We start from the raw sequence: 17,954 nt of genomic DNA on the forward strand, positions 1-17,954 counted from the left end.
CGCACGACTGATCGACGCGGGGCTCAGTCGTACTCGGCGACCACGAGTCCGCGGTCGAAGGCGTACACGATCGCCGCCGCGCGATCACGCAGGTCGAGTTTGGTGAAGATGTGATTGACGTGGCTCTTGACCGTCACCTGCGAGATGCCCAGAGCCGAACCGATTTCCGCATTTGTCCGGCCGCGCGCGATGAGTCGTAGGACGTCGGTCTCGCGGTCGGTCAGCCCGGGCGCGGTGGTCACCTGTTCGCGGCCCGATCGCCGGAATCCCTGAAGGACTCGTTCGGTGACCGCGGGGTCGAGGAAGGCGCCGTCGCGAACCACGGCACGGACCGCCCAGATCAGTGCCTCGGCCGGCGAGTCCTTGAGGATGAACCCGGCGGCTCCCGCGCGCAGGGCCCGCGACAGCAGGTCGTCGTCGTCGAAGGTGGTCAGCACGAGCACCGGCGGCGGTTCCCGCAGGGTGCGGACCATGGTGGTGGCGGTGATGCCGTCGACATTGCGCATCCGCAGGTCCATCAGGACGATGTCGGGCCGGTGCTCGGCGATCCCGGCGAGCACCTCGGAACCGTCCGCGCACTCACCCACGATGTCGAAGCCGTCCCGGAGGCGGAGGATGCGACGCAGCCCGGTGCGGATGAGTTCCTGGTCGTCGACGAGCAGGACCCTGATCGGGACCGAGGTGGTCTCGGCCGGGCCGCTCGTCGTCATACCGGTACCCCGTCGGCGGTCGACCGGGCGGGCAACGTCGCTCGCACCGACCAGGTGCCCGCGCGGTGCGAGGCGTGCAGGGTGCCGCCGAGCAACGCCGCGCGCTGGGTCATCCCCTCGATGCCGGTGCCGTCGCAGTGCCGCGGCCTGCCCTCTGCCGCGGGATTCTCGACCGTGAGCGCGACCTCGTCGGACACCGTCACCGACACCGACGCACGCTTGCCCGCCGAGTGTTTGACGACGTTCGCCAGGGACTCCTGGGCGATGCGGAACAGGGCCGCACCGACCGGCCGTGAGAGCTCGGTGACATCACCGTCGAGGGTGAAGTCGATGTCCACCCCGGCCTTGCGGTAGTCCGCCACGAGCCGCTCCAGATCGTCGGCACCCGGCGACGGCGAGGTCGTCCCCGCCGGCCCGGCTGTTCCCAGCACGTGGACGATGGTGCGGATCTCGGTCATGGCCTGCCGGCCCTGGCGCTCGGCGTCGGCGAGCGCCTCCAGTGCCTCGTCGACGTCGCGATCTTGTTCGAGCACGCGGCGGGCACCGGTGACGTTGAGCATCGTGATCGACAGCGAGTGCGCGATCACGTCGTGGATCTCGCGCGCGATCCGCCGCCGCTCGTCGCCCGCGGCGCGATCGGCCCGTTCGGCGAGGACGCGAGCCCGGTTGTCGGCCAGCCGTTTCTGGATCAGCATCATGTAGCCGATCAACCACCCGCAGGCGACGCCGAGTGCGTAGAGCGCAGGCGAGTCGAGGCCGCCGACAGCGCCGAACCAGACGATCACCGCGATGCACACGACCGTCACGGCGACGCCGGTCAGCAGGGGATACATCGCAGCCGCGATCGCCGCCATGAGGACGAGCTGGAGTGGCGCGGCGTCGGTGGGCGTCGGGATCATCAGGAAGCAGACCGAACTGGTGATGATCCCGAAGCACGCGTACGAGGTCGGCGGCAGCGACAGATCCATCGCCAGCGTCAGTGCCGCCAGCACCAGGGCCGCGACCACCCACCAGACCTGGTCGAACGGAAAGCGCTGTGCTGTCGACACCAGCGTGACCACCACGCTGGACGACAGGATCACCGCGGGATAGAGCGGGGGATAGTCGCCGCCGGCCCGTTCGATGAGACGCCACAGCCCGGCGCCCGCGTTCGCTGTGAAGCCCGTCACCGTTCCAGGATAGTTCCGCACCGCGGTCGGACGACCGCCCCACGGTGGATTCCGATGTCCACCCTGGGGTGGAGAAACGGTCAACCCGCGGGATGGCGATTCGGGCTCGTTGTCTCCATAGCGTTGTGAGCAGCTGATATCGCCGACCCAGGAGGACACGATGATGACGCTGCGGACACAACCCCGGCGCTGGGAACCTCTCGAAACCCGAGACGTGCCAACTGCTCTCGCCCCGTCGGCCGGACTCGGCCATCCGGTCGTCGTCGGCGTCGACGGGAGCGAGGGTTCGTTGCGGGCGGTGAAGGTCGCGGTTCGCCTGCTCGGCGACTCCGGCGATCTGATCCTGATCTGCGCCACCCGCGGCCGCCGGAGAGAAGTGAGCACCGGTCTCCACGACGCCCTCAAGGACGAGTCCTATCTGCTGTCCGGACAGGCCGCGATCGACGAATGCCTGCGGACCGCCGCCGAACTGGCGAGATGGCACGGTGCGCGGACGGTGTCGACCACGAGTGAGGTCGGTGACCCGACGGCGGTCCTGCACCGGGCCGCGCAACGCGCCGGCGCCGGCGCTGTTGTCATCGGAACCGGGAACGCACGCCCGGGCTGGACGGCCCGGCGCCTCGCCACACGCCTCGATGAGGACGTCACCCTCATCGTGACCGACGGGTCGTCCCATCTCCGTCGGCGGTCCGTGGTCACCGGGCGTTCGCGCGGCTCCGAGTGGATTCTGCGGTGGCCGACGCCGGCGCCGGGACCCGCGTAGCTCTGCCCACGTGACACGATGTCCGCATGCACATCACCGACGAGGCGAGGCTGCGGGAGATCGTCGGCGAACCGGCCGCCGTCGTTCGTGACAAGGTCAGGCCGACGCTCTCGGACATCGATCGAGCATGGCTGGCCGCCTCGCCGGTGGTGTTCCTGGCCACCTCCGATGACCACGGACGCGTCGACGTCTCACCCAAGGGCGACCCCGCAGGCAAAGTGGTGCACATCGTCGACGACACGCGTATCGCGATCCCCGAACGTCCCGGGAACAGACGCGTCGACGGCTACCTGAACATCCTGCGCAACCCGCACGCGGGCACCATCTTCGTCGTCCCCGGCCGCAACGACACCCTGCGCGTCAACGGGGCCGCCCGCATCGTCGACGACGCCGACTACTTCGACGCCCTGGCGGTGACGGGGAAGCGTCCGATCCTGGCCGTGGAGATCGACGTCGACGAGGTCTTCTACCACTGCTCCAAGGCGTTTCTGCGTGCGGATCTGTGGAAACCGGAGTCGTGGACTCCGCGGACGCTGCCGTCGGTGGCGGCGATCACCAGGATGGTCATGCCCGAGCTCGATGTCCCGTTGGTCGACGACCGGGAGACCGACGAGCAGTACCGCAAGTACCTGTACTGACCGCTCGGCGCGGGTCGCCGGCCGGTCGGCGCAGGACCGCCGATTGCGTTTCGTGGCGGCGATCACACCGATACCCTCTAAGGGCGATGCGGCACCCCGCGACGATTTCGGGTGCGCGCCACGACGAGACGGTGAAGGGAAGGCCATGGGCAGCTACAGCGAGGCGTTCACACAGGCGAGCGATGATCGTGAGGCGTTCTGGCTCTCCGCGGCCGAAGCGGTGGACTGGTACACCCCACCGACCACCGCGCTCGACGACTCGGATGCCCCGTTCTACCGGTGGTTCCCCGGCGCCACGCTGAACACCTGCCACAACGCGCTCGATCGCCATCTGGTGGACGGCAACGACGGGCGGACGGCGCTGATCTGGGACTCGGCGATGACCGGGGAGCGACGCCACTACACCTATGCGGCGCTGCTCGACGTGGTCGCCCGCTTCGCGGGAGTGCTGACCGCACAGGGTGTCTCGGCCGGCGACCGCGTGGTGATCTACATGCCGATGATCCCGGAGGCGGCCATCGCGATGCTCGCCTGCGCGCGCATCGGCGCGGTGCACTCGGTGGTGTTCGGCGGCTTCGCCGCGCGGGAGCTGGCCACCCGCATCGACGACGCCGAACCCGTCGCCGTCGTCACCGCGTCGGGCGGTCTGGAACCGGGACGCACGGTCGAGTACCTGCCGATGGTGGCCCGGGCCATCGAGATGTCGGCGACGCCACCGCGCACGGTCATCGTCAAGGATCGCCCCGAGATCGTCGGCAGCGCAGCCGATCACACCGGCTGGCTGGACTGGGACCAGGTCACCGACGCCGCCGACCCGGTCGGCGCGGTGCCGGTCGCCGCGACCGATCCGCTCTACATCCTCTACACGTCGGGGACCACCGGCAAGCCCAAGGGGGTCGTCCGGGACAACGGCGGGCACGCGGTGGCGCTGACGTGGTCGATGAAGAACATCTACGACATCTCGGCGGGTGACGTGTGGTGGACGGCGTCGGACGTCGGATGGGTCGTCGGGCACTCCTACATCGTTTACGCGCCGCTGTTCGTGGGGGCGACGACCGTGATGTACGAGGGCAAGCCGGTCGGTACCCCCGATGCGAGCGCGTTCTGGCGGGTCATCGCCGATCACGGGGTCAAGGCACTGTTCACCGCGCCGACAGCGATCCGCGCGATCCGCAAGGCCGATCCCGACGCCACCGAACTCGCCGAGTACGACACCTCATCGCTGCAGACGCTGTTCGCCGCCGGCGAGCGCCTCGACCCCGACACGTTCACCTGGGCGTCGGAGGTGCTCGGCGTCCCGGTCGTCGACCACTGGTGGCAGACCGAGACCGGTTGGGCGATCGCGGCGAATCTCCGTGGCCTCGAACCGATGCCGATCAAGGCGGGCTCACCGACGGTGCCGGTGCCCGGGTATCGGGTGGGAGTCGTCGACGCAGAGGGCACGCTGCTGGGAGCGGGAGAGGAGGGGAACATCGTCATCAGCCTGCCGCTGCCGCCCGGGACCCTCGCCGGGTTGTGGCGCGACGAGGAGCGCTACCGCAAGTCCTATCTGTCGGCGTTCGACGGTTACTACCTCACCGGCGACTCCGGTTACGTCGACGCCGATGGTTACGTGTTCGTGCTCGGCCGGTCCGACGACGTGATCAACGTTGCCGGACACCGACTCTCGACCGGCAGCATCGAGGCGGTGGTGGCGTCGCACCCGGCCGTCGCCGAGTGCGCGGTCATCGGCATCCGCGACGACCTGAAGGGCCAGCGCCCCAGCGGATACGTGGTGCTCAAGTCCGGCGTCGACATCGAGTCCGAGACGTTGCGCAGCGAGCTCGTGTCCATGGTGCGCGACGAGATCGGGGCGGTCGCCACGTTCCGCGACGTCACGGTCGTGCCGGCACTGCCGAAGACCCGATCGGGCAAGATCCTGCGGAAGACCATGCGCCAGATCGCCGATCACGAGGATTACACGGTGCCGTCGACCATCGAGGACCCGGATGTCCTGGCGGCCCTGGCCGAACAGCTGAAGGACTGAGCAGTGCTCGACGCCGCGGTGCGCACCGCGATCCGGCTCGTACCGTTCGTCGGGATCGTCGGCACGATCATCGCCACTGTCGTCGACTCGTTCACTCCCGGCGGTGATCTGGGCCGGGACCTGCTCGAGAACTCCGTGTTGTGGATGATCGGCGTCCAGGGCTGGATGACCGGCTGCGGTCACATGTTCGTCGGCGAGCCGATCGCCGAGTCGATCGGGTGGCCCCCGAAGACGCCGTGGCAGTGGGAGGTGGGTCTCGCCAGTCTCGCGACGGGTGTGCTGGGCGTGATCGCCTCGGGTTTCGGTGACGAGTTCACCCTGGCCACCATCATCGCGTTCTCGGTGTTCTACCTGGGCGCCGCCGTCGGCCATGTGCGGGAGATGGTGACCCGCCGGAATTTCACGGCGGGCAACGCCGGACCCATCTTCTTCTTCGACGTGCTCGTTCCGATCTATCTGATCGTGTTGTACGTGATCGTCACGTAGCGGAGACTTGGCCCGTGCACCGAGACGAGCACCGTGAACTCCCCGTCGACCCAGACGAACGTCCGCTCCACCTCCGGGTGCATGCGCTCGCCTGGGTGTTCGCCGGGGGACTGATCGGCACGGGCGTACGGTACTGGGCGGAGGAGATGTTCCCGGCCCAGCACGGGCACTGGCCGTGGGCGACGTTCGGGGTCAACATCGTCGGCGCGTTCATCCTGGGGTCGCTCCTGGAATTGCTTGCCCGACTCGGTCACGACGAGGGGTGGCGCCAGCGCATACGCCTCTTTGGGGGTACCGGCATCTGCGGAGCGCTGACCACGTACAGCACCTTCGCGCTGGAGATCACCGAACTCACACGGGCGTCCGCGGTGGTGACCGCGCTGACCTACGCGGTTGTCAGCGTGGTACTCGGTCTCGCGGCGGCAGCCTGCGGGATCGCGTTCGCCGCCCGGGCGGCGCGGGTATGATCGCGCTGGCCGTGATGGTGGCGGGGGCGCTCGGTGCGGTCACCCGGTTCGTCGTCGACGGAGCGGTCAGACACCGATGGCCGACGACCACGCCGTGGGGCACGTTCGCGATCAACGTCAGCGGTTCGGCGTTGCTGGGTGTGCTCGCGGGGGTCGTGGTCTTCCACGGGGCGCCACACGAGTGGCAGCTGATCGTCGGCACCGGGTTCTGCGGTGGCTACACGACATTCAGCACCGCCTCGTTCGAGACGGTACGGCTGGTGCAGCGGAACGACCGGTGGCGGGCCGGGGCGTACGCCGTCGGAACACTCGTCGCGTCGGTGACCGCGTGCGCAGTCGGCATGTGGGTCGCCTGGCTCGTCTGATCGCCGGCACACCGACGACTCGGCCCACCGACGATTCGGCACACCAACGACTCGGCCCCGCAACGGAAACTCCGTGGCGGGGCCGAGAGGCGTTGGGTCAGGCGATCACTTGAGCTCGGCGCTGCTCTTGTTCAGCACACGCCGCGCGATGATCAGGTTCTGGATCTGCTGGGTCCCCTCGAAGATGTCGAGGATCTTGGAGTCACGCGCCCACTTCTCGACGAGGAGCCGCTCCGAGTAGCCGAGGGTGCCGGTCAGTTCGACGACCTTGTTGGTGACGTCGGTGGCGGTGCGCCCGGCCTTGGCCTTCGACATCGACGCCTCGGTGGAGTTCGGCTGCTTGTTGTCGGCCATCCACGCGGCCCGCATCGTGTGGAGGTAGGCGGCCTCGAAATCGGCTTCCATGCGCAGGAATTCGGCCGCGGCGGCGTGCTGGTCGGCGGCGGGGCGATCGTAATCGACCTCGATGCCGGCCTCGTCGAGGATCCGGCGCAACTCCTCGAGAGCCGCCCGGGTCACACCCACCGCCATACCCGCCACCAGGGGACGGGTGTTGTCGAAGGTCTGCATGACCCCGCCGAACCCCTTCTTGGTGTCGACCTCGGGTGAACCGAGCAGGTTCTCCTTGGGGATGCGGCAGTTCTCGAAGCGGATCGCGGCGGTGTCGGAGACCTTGATGCCGAGCTTGTGCTCGAGACGTTCGACGGTGACGCCCGGATGCGTCCGCGGGACCACGAAACTCTTGATGGCGGCGCGGCCGGCGCTCTTGTCGACGGTCGCCCAGACGACGATGTGGGTGGCGCGCGACCCGGCGGTCACGTAGATCTTCTCGCCGTTGATGACGTACTCGTCACCGTCGAGAGTGGCGGTGGTCGAGACGGCGGCCGAATCGGAGCCGAAACCGGGTTCGGTGATGGCCATGGCCGCCCACACCTTGCCGAAGCGTTCGAGCTGCTCGTCGGTGGACACGGCGGCGATCGCCGAGTTGCCGAGACCCTGATACGGGATGCTCAGCATGAGTCCGACGTCGCCCCAGGACGTTTCGATGACGTTGACGACGGACTGCATGTTGCCGCCGTTGACCACGGCGCCCTCGGCCCGGGGCTTCTCCTTCTTCTGCTGGCTACGGCCGCCGTCCGCGCCCGCACCGGCCTGGCCGGTCTCGGACAGACCGTCGTACAGGCTTGCGAGAGTGTCGAGTTCGACGGGGTAGTCGTGCTCGCGGAGGTCGTACTTGCGCGAGATGGGCCGGAAGATCTCGGCCGCCGCCTGGTGTGCCTGATCGACGGTGACGCGCAGCTTCTTCGGGAGTTCGAGATTGATGCTCATGAGAGGTTCTTTCGCTACGTCGGAGAGCTGGTCAGAGAGCTGGTCAGAGGACGACGATGCCTTCGCCGATGCCGGCGCCGCGGAGGTCGCGGTACCAGCGCTCGACGGGGTGCTCCTTGGTGAACCCGTGGCCGCCCAGCAGCTGGACGCCGTCGAGACCGATCTGCAGTCCCTTGTCGATGGTCAGCTTGCGAGCCAGTGCGGCTTCGCGGGCGAAGGACAGGCCCTGCTCGGCGCGGGCGGCACCACGCAGCGTGACGAGGCGGATCGAGTCGACCTCGGTGGCCATCGTGGCGACCATGAAGGCCACCGCCTGGCGGTTGGAGATCGGCTCGCCGAAGGCCTCACGCTCGTTGACGTAGGGGATGACGTAGTCGAGGACGGCACGTGCGGTGCCGGCGGCCAGCGCCGACCAGCCGAGGCGCGAGAGGCGTACGACGTCGCGGTATGCGGCTGCCGCGGCATCGCCCTCACCGCCGACGATGGCGGATGCGGGGACGGCGACGTCCTGCAGCAGCAGACGACCCATACCCGCCGCACGCACGCCCATCCCGGGATCGGCCTCGACGATGAGTCCCTTGGTGTCGGACTCGACGACGAACAGCGCGGGCTTGCCGTCGAGCTGCGCGCCGACGAGGAACAGTTCCGACGATCCGGCGGCCGGGACGAACGACTTGACGCCGTTCAACCGGAATCCGCTGGGTACGCGAGTTGCCTTGGTGCTCAACGCGAACGCGTCGAAGAGGGGGCGCGGTTCGGCGATGACGACCGCCGACTGCGGCACGTTCTCACCGGCGAAGTCGGGCAGGTAGGTGCGCTGTTGCTCGTCGGTGCCGAAGTTGGTGAGCGTGGTGGCGACACCGCTCGGCGCGAGGAGGGGGAGTGCGAGTCCCATGTCGCCGTAGGCCATCGCCTCGGCGACCAGCGCGTTGGTCACCACACCACGCTCGGACGCGGCGCCGTCGAACTCCTCGGGGACGTTGATCATCGTGATGCCGAGCTCGGCCGAGCGCGCGACGAGCTCCTCGGGCGCTGCTGCAGCGGCGTCGGCGTCGTGGGCCGCCGGGCGCAGGAGTTCGGTGGCGAACTCCTTCACCGTCTCGGCGATCATCTGCTGCTCGTCGTCGGGCGTCAGGTTGAAGTAGTCCTTCGGCGCGCTGGTGAGGCGCTTGGCCTGGCCGGACCCGCCGCCCTGGGCTGCCCTGAAGGCGCGGTTCGCCGCACCGAGGGTCTGGAACCCGGTCTTGGTGCCCTGGTAGGCGATGCGGTTGATCGGTTCGCGGATGTTGTACTTCTCGGCGAACTCCGAGCCCGTCACCGTGGTCAGGACGCGCATCGCGGTGCCGATGAAGTTACGCGGGTGCGGGTTGCGGCCGACTGCGGAGGTGTCGCGCGGTTCGGTGTGAGTTGTCATGATCACCAGCCGTTTCTTTCCAGTCGCCCCGGTCGGGGTCTCTGCGTGGATCCACCGGAATGGGTGGACAGGGTCGATGCGACCGATCTTACTCGGTAGTAAGTCCCAACCTTACTTTGGAGTAAGAAGTTTGTCACGCACTTGTCCGACACCGCCTGCCCGCCCACCCGCTAGGCTGGCCGCATGACCCTCGATCACCGCCGCGAACAGGGCTTATCGGCCAATCAGGTGGTGGGCGCGACAACCGTCGCGGTGGCCGGCGCGGCCGCACTCGGTGCCGCCTGCGTGTTCACCCCGGGCGGTGTCGACAACGGGCCGCAACTCTGCCCGTTCGCGGTGATGACCGGCCTTCCGTGTCCCGGCTGTGGCCTCACTCGTAGCTGGGTGGCGCTCATGCACGGCGACGTCGGGTCGGCGTTCACGTTCAATGTGTTCGGACCGGTGTTCCTGGTGCTGACCGCCGTGACCGTGGTGACCGCGACCCTCACCCTGGTGCGCCGTCGCGGGGCGCCGCTGTCCACGTGGCGCGACCTCGTACTCGGCCCGGTCGGTGCCGTTCTGCTGGGAGTGTGGCTCACCTATGGTGTCGTGCGCATTCTCGACGCTGTGTTCGGTTGGGGAGTCTTCGCGATCGTCGTGTGAGCGAGCGTTTGTCCGACCATGCCGCCGTGTGAACGTGCACAGTGGACATATGCAGATCACCCACTTCGGCCATTCCTGTCTGCTCGTCGAGATCGACGGGACCAAGGTGCTCTTCGATCCGGGGAACTTCTCGCACGGATTCGACGGCATCAGCGGCCTCGACGCCATTCTGATCACCCATCAGCATCCCGACCACTGCGACGTCGCGAAGTTGCCCGATCTCGTCGCGGCCAACCCCGACGCGATCCTGTACGCCGATCCGCAGACGACGAAACAGCTCAACGGCGACGCCGTGGCCGGCGAGTGGACGGCCGCCCGCAGCGGCGATCAGATCGGGATCGGTTCGCTCACCGCACGTTTCACCGGCGGCCGGCACGCGGTCATCCATCCCGAGATCCCGGTGATCGACAACGTCGCCTACGTCCTGGGTACCGCCGAGCAGCCGGGGCAGTTCATGCATCCCGGTGATTCGTTCTACATCCCGTTCGAGCAGGTGGACGTCCTCGCGCTGCCGTCGGCCGCTCCGTGGATGAAACTCAGCGAGTCGGTCGACTATCTGAGGGCGATGGCACCCCGGGTCGCGGTGCCGATCCATCAGGCGATCCTGTCCGACGCCGGTAGTGGAATCCATTACGGACGACTCGCCGACATGAAGGACGACGCGACCGAGTTCACGGTGCTGGAGAAGGAACACGCCACGCAGGTGTGAGTGTCACCCCGCCCTGCTCGCTGATCCGAAAGAACCACAGACCCACTCGCAGCAGGAGGTCGCTTCGCTCGCACCGCAGGGAGCAGGAGATCGCCTCACTCGCTCCGGGTGTCGTCCGATTTCGGTCGGTGCAGGGCGACGAGCTCGTTGAGATGAGTCGCCACCTGGATCAGCGGCGTGGTGGTCTGTGCGGCCTCGGCGAGGACCACCGCACCCTCGATCGCCGCGACGATGGTGGCGGCCAGCGAAGCGGTCACGTCGGGCGCGACGCCGTCATCCAGTAACCGGCGCTCGATCAGGCCTCGCCATTCGTCGAAGACCTCGGTGGCCGCGGCCGCCGCCTCCGGTGCCGAGAGGCGGCCCAGTGCGGCGGCCACCACGGGGCACCCGCCCTCGAAGTCGGTCGCGGACAACGCTGCCGACCACATCTCGGCGAACGCCATGATCGGATCGGGCTCGGCGACGATGTCGGTGAGGAGTGTGGTGATCGTGTCGCCCACACTGCGCGTCGTCGCCGCCACCAATTCCGACTTGCCGCCCGGGAAGTTGAGGTAGATGGATCGCCGGGCGACACCACTGCTCTCGAGTATGTCCGAGATGGCGGTGCCCGCGACGCCGTGCCGTCGCATGAGATCTGCGGTCGCCTCGATCAATTGGTCGCGCGCTGCCATCGGTGCCACTCCTCGTCGTGCCGGGGCGTCGCTGGCCACCGACGCTTGCAGTATACCAAGCGGTCTACTAGGGTTCAGGGCGGTAGACCAATCGGTATACATAGCGGTCCGTCACGCGGGGGACGCGCGATCAGTCGTAGGAGACGAAACATGACCGACACGGTGACACTGTCCGCACCCTTGACGCTTCCGTCGGGCCAGGTTCTGCCGAACCGGATCATGAAAGCGGCTCTGAGCGAGGGGCTGGGCGACGCGGACGCCGGCCCGGACGCTCGTCTGGAGCGTCTCTACTCCCGCTGGGCCGCAGGCTCTTACGGTCTCGTCATCACCGGCAACGTGATGGTCGACCGCCGGTATCTCGGGGAACCCGGGAACGTCGTGGTCGAAGACGACCGTCACCTCGACGCGCTCACGCGCTGGGCGAAGACCACCCAGGACGGTGGATCACCCATCTGGATGCAGATCAATCATCCGGGGCGGCAGGCCAATCCGCTGACGACCGAGGGGCGTGTGGTGGCCCCGTCGGCGGTCCGGTTGGCCATCCCCGGGGTGCCGACGCCTCGTGCGCTCGCCGAGGCCGAGATCGAGGACATCATCACGCGGTTCGCCACCACCGCCGCGGTGGCCGAGACCGCGGGCTTCGACGGTGTGCAGATCCACGGTGCCCACGGATACCTGCTGTCGCAGTTCCTCTCGCCGCTGGCCAACCGGCGCGAGGATCGGTGGGGCGGCTCCATCGAGAACCGGGCCCGCTTCGCCCTCGAGGTCGTCCGAGCGGTGCGCGCCGCCGTCCGGCCGGGTTTCGGTGTCGGCATCAAACTGAACTCCGCGGACTTCCAGCGCGGTGGATTCTCGGAGGAGGAGTCGCGCACCGTGATCGCGCTGCTCGCGGCGGAGGCGCTCGATCTCATCGAGATCAGCGGCGGGAGCTACGAGTCCCCCGCGATGATGGGTCGACCTGTCCAGTCGGCGAGCACGCGCGAGCGGGAGGCGTACTTCCTCGAGTATGCCGTCACCGTCCGCGAACTCGCCGCCGGGATTCCGCTGGCCGTCACCGGCGGTTTCCGCACGCACACGGCCATGGCGGCGGCGATCGCCGAGGGCGCGTGCGACATCGTCGGGATAGGCCGGCCGACGGTGACCGCGCCGACGGCGGCAAGGGACGTGATGACCGGCGACGCCGATCGTCTGACATCACAACAGCAGCGGTTGCCGCTTCCGGCCCGGTTGTCCAGCGCCGCGACGGCCCGGTCTCTGGAGGGGGCACTCGATCTCCAGTGGCACACCGACCAACTGCACCGGATGGCCGGCGGCGGAGACCCGGACCCCGCCCGTGCGCTGTGGCGGACCGCGGTGACGACGGTACGGCGCAACGGGATCGGCGCGTTGCGGAGCACCCGGAACGTGACCTCGGCCGACGCCAGGGCGGCCCGGAAGTTCCGGTTCGAGCGATGGGTCGGACGCCACCTCGCCAATCCGGCTGTGGCCGCGCTCAATCGACTCGGGATCGGCACCCACCTGGCAACGGATCTGGAGACCGTCGGCCGCAGATCCGGTCTGGCTCGCACGGTTCCGGTGTCGGCCGCCTTCGACGCCGACGGCGCGTGGGTCATCAGTCAGCATGGCAAGCGCTCGGGATGGGGAATCAACATCACGGCGAATCCGACGGTGCGCATCCGCCAGGGCCGTCAGTGGCGCACGGGGACTGCGCAGTTCGTCCCCGACGACGACGTGGCCGCACGGGTGCGTTCCTTCGCGACCCGCCCCCTGTTCGCCGGTCTGACCTCGGCCGGGTTCCGCGCGCTCCAGAGTGACCCGATCTCGGTGCGGATCACCTTCACCGACTGAACGTCCTCAGGCGCGCAGGGCCTCGACGACCTCGTCGTGGAGCAGCCCGTTGCTGGCCACCGCACTACCGCCGGCGGGTCCGGGTGTGCCGTCGAGTGCGGTGAAGCGTCCGCCCGCCTCGCGCACCAGGACGTCGAGGGGTGCCAGGTCCCACAGCGAGACCTCGGGTTCGGCGGTGATGTCGACCGCGCCCTCGGCGACGAGGCAGTAGTTGAAGAAGTCGCCGTAACCGCGCACGCGCCACACCCGGTCGGTGAGGTCGACGAACCGGTCCCGGATACCGCGGTCGGCCCACCCGGACAGGCTCGAGAACGCCAGGCTCGCCGACCCGAGGTCGGCGACCCCGGACACCGACAGGCGACGCACGTCTTCGTCGTCGAACCGGGTATGGGCGCCGAGACCCGTTGCCGCCCACCAGCGTCGGCGGAGGGCCGGCGCCGAGATCACGCCGACCGTCGGCACGCCGTCGATGAGAAGCGCGATCAGGGTGGCCCACACCGGGACGCCGCGCACGAAGTTCTTGGTGCCGTCGATGGGATCGACGACCCATTGCCGTCCGGACAGTGCGGCGTCGCCGCCGAACTCCTCGCCGAGAACGGTGTCGGTGGGCCGGCGCGCCGCGAGCCGTTCGCGGATCATCGTCTCGCAGGCGAGATCGGCGTCGGATACGGGTGTGAGGTCCGGCTTGTCGTCGACGCGGAGATCGACCGCCCCGAACCGGTCCATCGTCAGCGCGTCGGCGGAGTCGGCGAGTGAGAGTGCGAGTTCGACGTCGTCGCTGTACTTCGTCGGGCCGGGAGGGACGGACATGCCCGGTAGGGTAGCTGTCATGTTGCTGACCGTGACGTTCACCCTGTTGATCGCGGCACTCGTGGTGGTGCTGGTGGTTCAGTGGCAGCGCGGACGCAATCCGCAGCCGATGTCGGCGGCGAAGGCCTCCCAGTTCGTGCAGGGCACGTTCACCATCGTCGGGGTCTCCGACCGCGACGACGAGCCGACCCGGAGCGCCACCGACAAGAACGGCGACCGCTTCTGCACGATCTCCGGAACGATCGTCGGTCCCGAGACCAGCCCCACCGAGGTGTACGGGACGCTGGTGCTCGGGGCAGGGGACCCCTGGCCGCAGATCGGCGACGATCTGCCGGTTCTCTACAAGCCGAACAAGGCCGCGACATCGTGGCGGTTCGGCGTCATGCCCGAGCCCGGCCCCGACCCACTCTGATCCTCCCGGGCGCTCCCGCGCCGGACTGTCGGTACTCTGGATAACCGTGCATCCCGACGTGACCGCAGACCTCGAATCCCTCGACGCCACCTTGACCACTGTGGAGAAGGTGCTCGACCTCGAAGAGCTGCGCCGTCGCATCGACGAGCTCGAGATGCAGGCCTCGGACCCGGACCTGTGGAACGACCAGGACCATGCCCAGAAGGTCACCAGCGAGCTGTCGCACGCGCAATCCGAACTCCGGAAGGTCTCCGAGCTGCGCCAGCGGCTCGAGGATCTCCCCGTGCTGTACGAGCTCGCCGATGCCGAAGAGGGTGACGACAAGGTCGCCGCCCTGGCCGACGCCGATGCCGAGCGCGAGAGTCTGCGGACCGACATCCAGGCGATGGAGGTCAAGACGATGCTCGCCGGCGAGTACGACTCGCGCGACGCGGTCGTCAACATCCGCTCGGGTGCCGGCGGCGTCGACGCCGCGGACTGGGCTCAGATGCTGATGCGCATGTACATCCGGTGGGCCGAGCAGAAGGGGTACGGGGTCGAGGTCTACGACACGTCCTACGCCGAGGAGGCGGGCCTCAAGAGCGCGACTTTCGCGGTGAAGGCCCCGTACATGTACGGCACTCTCTCCGTCGAGCAGGGCACCCATCGACTCGTGCGCATCAGTCCGTTCGACAACCAGAGCCGGCGCCAGACGTCGTTCGCCGAGGTCGAGGTGCTGCCGGTGGTCGAGACGACCGACCACATCGACGTCGACGAGAACGACATCAAGGTCGACGTGTACCGGTCCTCCGGCCCCGGCGGGCAGTCGGTCAACACGACCGACTCCGCGGTCCGCCTCACGCACATCCCGACCGGGATCGTCGTGACGTGTCAGAACGAGAAGAGCCAGCTGCAGAACAAGGCGTCGGCGATGCGAGTCCTGCAGGCCAAACTCCTCGACCGCAAGCGGCAAGAGGAACGCGCCGAACTCGATGCCCTGAAGGGTGACGGTGGCTCGAGCTGGGGCAACCAGATGCGGTCGTACGTGCTGCACCCGTACCAGATGGTGAAGGACCTGCGGACGGGCGTCGAGGACAACAACCCCACATCCGTGCTCGACGGCGAGCTGGACAAGTTCATCGAGGCCGGGATCCGCTGGCGGATGGCGACCACCGAAGCGTGATCACCTCAGCCGCCGACCTCGTGCTGGCCGCTGCGCCGACCCCGACCGAAGTTCTGCTCGGCCGGGTCTACGTCTGGTTGGCGACGAGCGGACTCGAGATCGTCATCTGGATCCTGGGTGCCGTGCTCCTGGCCCGGCTGATCCGCTGGGGTGCCGACAAATACGCCTCGCGCGTGGACTCGCGGTTCTCGACCAGCGATCTCATCGTGCAGACCGAAGATGCGAAGCACCGGCGGGCACTGGTCGACGTCGTCGCCTGGACGCTGATCGTGGTGATCGCGATCATCGTGATCATCCACGCACTGTCGGTGTTCGGCATCCCACTCAGCGGGTTGACCGGACCCACCGCGGTGATCGGCGCGGCACTCGGTTTCGGCGCGCAGCGCATCGTGCAGGACATCCTGGCCGGATTCTTCGTCGTGGCCGAGAAGCAGTACGGCTACGGCGACGTGGTCAACCTGACGGTGACGGGTAACGCGCCGGCCGAGGGCACCGTGGAGGACGTCACGCTCCGGGTGACCAAGCTGCGTACCGCCGAGGGAGAGGTCATCACCGTTCCCAACGGTCAGATCGTCAAGGCGACCAACCTCTCCAAGGATTGGGCACGCGCGGTCGTGGACGTCCCGGTCCCGTCCGAGGCCGACATCGGGATGGTCAACGAGACGCTCGATCGGGTCGGCCGTGAGTTCTACGCGTTGCCGCGCTGGCACGACCTCCTGCTCGACGCGCCGTCGTCGCTCGGCGTCACCAGCCTCGAGCTCGACGCGATCACCGTGCGCATGGTGACGCGCACCCTGCCGGGCAAACAGTTCGAGGTCGGGCGCGCGCTGCGTGTGCACATCATCCGGGCGCTGGCGCGGGAGGGGATCAACGTCCCCGCACGTGAGGTGCGGTCCGCGGGAGGTCCGCCGGCGACGCACGCCGACCAGGGCAACCGGGACGGGGGAGACTGATGGCCGACTCGAACATCCCAGGTGACACCCCGGGCCGCGACGGGCCCCACGAGGACAGAACCGCCCGACCCATCCCCGGCGCGGACGACCCCACCCAGATCATCCCGACGCAGGGCATCCCCCCGCAGGATCCGCCCCCGCAGGAGTCGCCGTCCGGATCCGACCGCAGACGGCGCATCGACTGGGGTCACATCGCGCGTACGCGGATCCGGACCAGCACAGCGATCCTCGTCGCCGTGTTCCTGGCGTGCTGTGTGCTGTACGGGTACACCTCGCAGCGCTACGGCGTCGTGGCGCCGGCGCCCGCGCGGCCCGCGCCGACGTCATCGCAGACGGTCGAACCGACCTACGAGCCGCCGCCGTCCACGACGTCGTCGACGACGAGCACCACCACCGAATCGTCGACGACCGACACCACCGGCGGTGTCGACGGCACGGACGGCACGTCGACGGACGGGACGCGGTCGCAGACGCCGAGCACCAGCCGCGAGACCATCCCCGGGCTGCCGAACATCCCTCTCCCGAATTTCGGCGGGCAGACCCCGACCACCACGGTCCCGACACGCTGACCCGGCCGGAAAACGGCTGGTCAGGCGGGTGGATGCAACGGGGTGTCGCGCCTGAACGCACTCTCAGGAGTCGTCGTTACACTGGCACATCGTGATCAAGCTGGAGAACGTCACGATGCAGTACAAGGCGTCCAGTCGACCCGCTCTGAAAGATCTGAGCCTCGAGGTCGACAAGGGGGAGTTCGCGTTTCTGATCGGTCCGTCGGGGTCGGGCAAGTCGACGTTCTTCCGACTCCTTCTCAAGGAGGACCGGCCGACGAGCGGCGAGGTCTACCTCGGCGAGTTCCACGTGAACAAACTGCGGGCAGGGTCCGTGCCGAAGCTGCGCCAGTCCATCGGATGTGTGTTCCAGGACTTCCGACTGCTTCAGAAGAAGACGGTGGCGGAGAACGTCGCCTTCGCCCTCGAAGTGATCGGACGACCGCGTTCCACCGTCCAGAAGGTGGTGCCGGAAGTGCTCGAGTACGTCGGCCTCGAAGGCAAGCACGACCGCATGCCCAACGAACTGTCCGGTGGTGAGATGCAGCGCGTGGCGATCGCCCGCGCCATCGTGAACCGGCCGCTGGTGCTCTTGGCCGACGAGCCCACCGGCAACCTCGACCCCGAGACCAGTGAAGAGATCGTCGACGTGCTCGATCGCGTCAACCGCCGCGGCACCACGGTGGTGATGGCCACCCACGACCGTCACATCGTTGATGCGATGCGACGACGGGTTCTCGAGTTCGACAGCGGCCAACTCGTCCGCAACGACCCGCAGGGCGTGTACGGGATCGGCTGACGCGCAGCCGGCCCCGACACACTTCCCCGAGAC

20 protein-coding genes are annotated in these 17,954 nt (G+C 68.3%); 14 read left to right on the top strand and 6 right to left on the bottom strand.

All coding sequences use genetic code 11. The features are described from left to right. Positions 1-23: 23 nt before the first annotated feature. The gene (locus tag AB4Z55_RS10015) at positions 24-710 is read right to left on the bottom strand and encodes a response regulator transcription factor (protein ID WP_064571653.1); all 687 of its coding nucleotides are present in this window, start codon (positions 708-710) and stop codon (positions 24-26) included. Continuing rightward, positions 707-1,879 carry a sensor histidine kinase gene (locus AB4Z55_RS10020; RefSeq protein ID WP_369519642.1) on the bottom strand — a complete coding sequence of 391 codons (1,173 nt, stop codon included), beginning with the start codon at positions 1,877-1,879 and terminating at the stop codon, positions 707-709. Before AB4Z55_RS10020 ends, AB4Z55_RS10015 begins: the two co-directional genes overlap by 4 nt. Positions 1,880-2,093: 214 nt before the next feature. On the opposite strand from AB4Z55_RS10020, the gene AB4Z55_RS10025 reads away from it, so the two are divergent. From AB4Z55_RS10025 to crcB (AB4Z55_RS10050), 6 genes are all read left to right on the top strand, one after another. Beyond that, positions 2,094-2,642 (top strand): universal stress protein, encoded by a 549-nt coding sequence (locus AB4Z55_RS10025; protein WP_369519643.1) that lies wholly within the window; start codon positions 2,094-2,096, stop codon positions 2,640-2,642. A gap of 26 nt (positions 2,643-2,668) precedes the next feature. Beyond that, positions 2,669-3,280 (top strand): MSMEG_1061 family FMN-dependent PPOX-type flavoprotein, encoded by a 612-nt coding sequence (locus AB4Z55_RS10030; protein WP_369519644.1) that lies wholly within the window; start codon positions 2,669-2,671, stop codon positions 3,278-3,280. 145 nt (positions 3,281-3,425) lie between these two features. Next, positions 3,426-5,306: a propionyl-CoA synthetase gene (locus tag AB4Z55_RS10035; protein WP_369519645.1), complete on the top strand. Its 1,881-nt coding sequence runs from the start codon at positions 3,426-3,428 to the stop codon at positions 5,304-5,306. A gap of 3 nt (positions 5,307-5,309) precedes the next feature. After that, complete coding sequence (locus AB4Z55_RS10040) at positions 5,310-5,792, top strand: DUF6790 family protein (protein ID WP_248643194.1); 483 nt, start codon at positions 5,310-5,312, stop codon at positions 5,790-5,792. A 14-nt stretch (positions 5,793-5,806) separates the two neighbouring features. Further along, positions 5,807-6,259: a fluoride efflux transporter CrcB gene (crcB, locus tag AB4Z55_RS10045; protein ID WP_369519646.1), complete on the top strand. Its 453-nt coding sequence runs from the start codon at positions 5,807-5,809 to the stop codon at positions 6,257-6,259. After that, positions 6,256-6,624: a fluoride efflux transporter CrcB gene (gene crcB / locus AB4Z55_RS10050; RefSeq protein ID WP_369519647.1), complete on the top strand. Its 369-nt coding sequence runs from the start codon at positions 6,256-6,258 to the stop codon at positions 6,622-6,624. The genes crcB (AB4Z55_RS10045) and crcB (AB4Z55_RS10050) overlap by 4 nt, the downstream gene beginning before the upstream one ends. Positions 6,625-6,729: 105 nt before the next feature. Here crcB (AB4Z55_RS10050) and AB4Z55_RS10055 read toward each other — a convergent pair whose 3' ends face one another. Both AB4Z55_RS10055 and AB4Z55_RS10060 read right to left on the bottom strand, forming a co-directional pair. Beyond that, entirely contained in the window at positions 6,730-7,953 is a 1,224-nt protein-coding gene (locus AB4Z55_RS10055; protein WP_004023707.1) for an acyl-CoA dehydrogenase family protein, read from the bottom strand. Between the two features lie 43 nt (positions 7,954-7,996). Beyond that, complete coding sequence (locus tag AB4Z55_RS10060) at positions 7,997-9,367, bottom strand: acyl-CoA dehydrogenase family protein (RefSeq protein ID WP_369519648.1); 1,371 nt, start codon at positions 9,365-9,367, stop codon at positions 7,997-7,999. Between the two features lie 183 nt (positions 9,368-9,550). Between AB4Z55_RS10060 and AB4Z55_RS10065 the strand changes: the two genes are divergently transcribed. Both AB4Z55_RS10065 and AB4Z55_RS10070 read left to right on the top strand, forming a co-directional pair. Beyond that, a complete protein-coding gene (locus AB4Z55_RS10065; RefSeq protein WP_354562299.1) occupies positions 9,551-10,009 on the top strand; it encodes a DUF2752 domain-containing protein in 459 nt (152 codons plus the stop codon). Between the two features lie 49 nt (positions 10,010-10,058). Further along, positions 10,059-10,718: an MBL fold metallo-hydrolase gene (locus tag AB4Z55_RS10070; protein WP_101821147.1), complete on the top strand. Its 660-nt coding sequence runs from the start codon at positions 10,059-10,061 to the stop codon at positions 10,716-10,718. Positions 10,719-10,813: 95 nt separating this feature from the next. Here the strand turns inward: AB4Z55_RS10070 and AB4Z55_RS10075 are convergent, their stop codons facing one another. After that, on the bottom strand, positions 10,814-11,389 hold the full coding sequence (locus AB4Z55_RS10075; RefSeq protein ID WP_369519649.1) for a TetR/AcrR family transcriptional regulator: 576 nt from the start codon (positions 11,387-11,389) through the stop codon (positions 10,814-10,816). A gap of 150 nt (positions 11,390-11,539) precedes the next feature. Here AB4Z55_RS10075 and AB4Z55_RS10080 point away from each other — a divergent pair, with 150 nt between their 5' ends. Continuing rightward, positions 11,540-13,237: a nitroreductase family deazaflavin-dependent oxidoreductase gene (locus AB4Z55_RS10080; protein WP_369519650.1), complete on the top strand. Its 1,698-nt coding sequence runs from the start codon at positions 11,540-11,542 to the stop codon at positions 13,235-13,237. Between the two features lie 6 nt (positions 13,238-13,243). Here AB4Z55_RS10080 and hisN read toward each other — a convergent pair whose 3' ends face one another. Further along, complete coding sequence (hisN, locus tag AB4Z55_RS10085) at positions 13,244-14,047, bottom strand: histidinol-phosphatase (RefSeq protein ID WP_101821144.1); 804 nt, start codon at positions 14,045-14,047, stop codon at positions 13,244-13,246. 19 nt (positions 14,048-14,066) lie between these two features. Between hisN and AB4Z55_RS10090 the strand changes: the two genes are divergently transcribed. The 5 genes from AB4Z55_RS10090 to ftsE all read left to right on the top strand — a co-directional run bounded on the left by AB4Z55_RS10090 (position 14,067) and on the right by ftsE (position 17,921). After that, positions 14,067-14,459: a hypothetical protein gene (locus AB4Z55_RS10090; protein WP_064571658.1), complete on the top strand. Its 393-nt coding sequence runs from the start codon at positions 14,067-14,069 to the stop codon at positions 14,457-14,459. Positions 14,460-14,505: 46 nt separating this feature from the next. Next, entirely contained in the window at positions 14,506-15,621 is a 1,116-nt protein-coding gene (gene prfB / locus AB4Z55_RS10095; protein ID WP_004023699.1) for a peptide chain release factor 2, read from the top strand. Beyond that, the gene (locus AB4Z55_RS10100; RefSeq protein WP_004023698.1) at positions 15,618-16,574 is read left to right on the top strand and encodes a mechanosensitive ion channel family protein; all 957 of its coding nucleotides are present in this window, start codon (positions 15,618-15,620) and stop codon (positions 16,572-16,574) included. The genes prfB and AB4Z55_RS10100 overlap by 4 nt, the downstream gene beginning before the upstream one ends. After that, the gene (locus AB4Z55_RS10105; protein ID WP_004023697.1) at positions 16,574-17,143 is read left to right on the top strand and encodes a hypothetical protein; all 570 of its coding nucleotides are present in this window, start codon (positions 16,574-16,576) and stop codon (positions 17,141-17,143) included. Before AB4Z55_RS10100 ends, AB4Z55_RS10105 begins: the two co-directional genes overlap by 1 nt. A 91-nt stretch (positions 17,144-17,234) precedes the next feature. Next, positions 17,235-17,921 (top strand): cell division ATP-binding protein FtsE, encoded by a 687-nt coding sequence (gene ftsE / locus AB4Z55_RS10110; RefSeq protein ID WP_004023696.1) that lies wholly within the window; start codon positions 17,235-17,237, stop codon positions 17,919-17,921. Positions 17,922-17,954: the final 33 nt, after the last annotated feature.

The sequence above is a fragment of the Gordonia sp. ABKF26 genome (genome assembly GCF_041103195.1).
Lineage (GTDB): Bacteria > Actinomycetota > Actinomycetes > Mycobacteriales > Mycobacteriaceae > Gordonia > Gordonia terrae.

What these genes read in the sequence shown, in the direction of transcription:
- AB4Z55_RS10015 (WP_064571653.1), bottom strand. Translation starts at nt 710, where the DNA reads ATGACGACGAGCGGCCCGGCCGAGACCACCTCGGTCCCGATCAGGGTC.
- AB4Z55_RS10030 (WP_369519644.1), top strand. Translation starts at nt 2,669, where the DNA reads ATGCACATCACCGACGAGGCGAGGCTGCGGGAGATCGTCGGCGAACCG.
- AB4Z55_RS10035 (WP_369519645.1), top strand. Translation starts at nt 3,426, where the DNA reads ATGGGCAGCTACAGCGAGGCGTTCACACAGGCGAGCGATGATCGTGAG.
- crcB (WP_369519647.1), top strand. Translation starts at nt 6,256, where the DNA reads ATGATCGCGCTGGCCGTGATGGTGGCGGGGGCGCTCGGTGCGGTCACC.
- AB4Z55_RS10055 (WP_004023707.1), bottom strand. Translation starts at nt 7,953, where the DNA reads ATGAGCATCAATCTCGAACTCCCGAAGAAGCTGCGCGTCACCGTCGAT.
- AB4Z55_RS10060 (WP_369519648.1), bottom strand. Translation starts at nt 9,367, where the DNA reads ATGACAACTCACACCGAACCGCGCGACACCTCCGCAGTCGGCCGCAAC.
- AB4Z55_RS10065 (WP_354562299.1), top strand. Translation starts at nt 9,551, where the DNA reads ATGACCCTCGATCACCGCCGCGAACAGGGCTTATCGGCCAATCAGGTG.
- AB4Z55_RS10070 (WP_101821147.1), top strand. Translation starts at nt 10,059, where the DNA reads ATGCAGATCACCCACTTCGGCCATTCCTGTCTGCTCGTCGAGATCGAC.
- AB4Z55_RS10075 (WP_369519649.1), bottom strand. Translation starts at nt 11,389, where the DNA reads ATGGCAGCGCGCGACCAATTGATCGAGGCGACCGCAGATCTCATGCGA.
- AB4Z55_RS10080 (WP_369519650.1), top strand. Translation starts at nt 11,540, where the DNA reads ATGACCGACACGGTGACACTGTCCGCACCCTTGACGCTTCCGTCGGGC.
- hisN (WP_101821144.1), bottom strand. Translation starts at nt 14,047, where the DNA reads ATGTCCGTCCCTCCCGGCCCGACGAAGTACAGCGACGACGTCGAACTC.
- AB4Z55_RS10090 (WP_064571658.1), top strand. Translation starts at nt 14,067, where the DNA reads ATGTTGCTGACCGTGACGTTCACCCTGTTGATCGCGGCACTCGTGGTG.
- AB4Z55_RS10105 (WP_004023697.1), top strand. Translation starts at nt 16,574, where the DNA reads ATGGCCGACTCGAACATCCCAGGTGACACCCCGGGCCGCGACGGGCCC.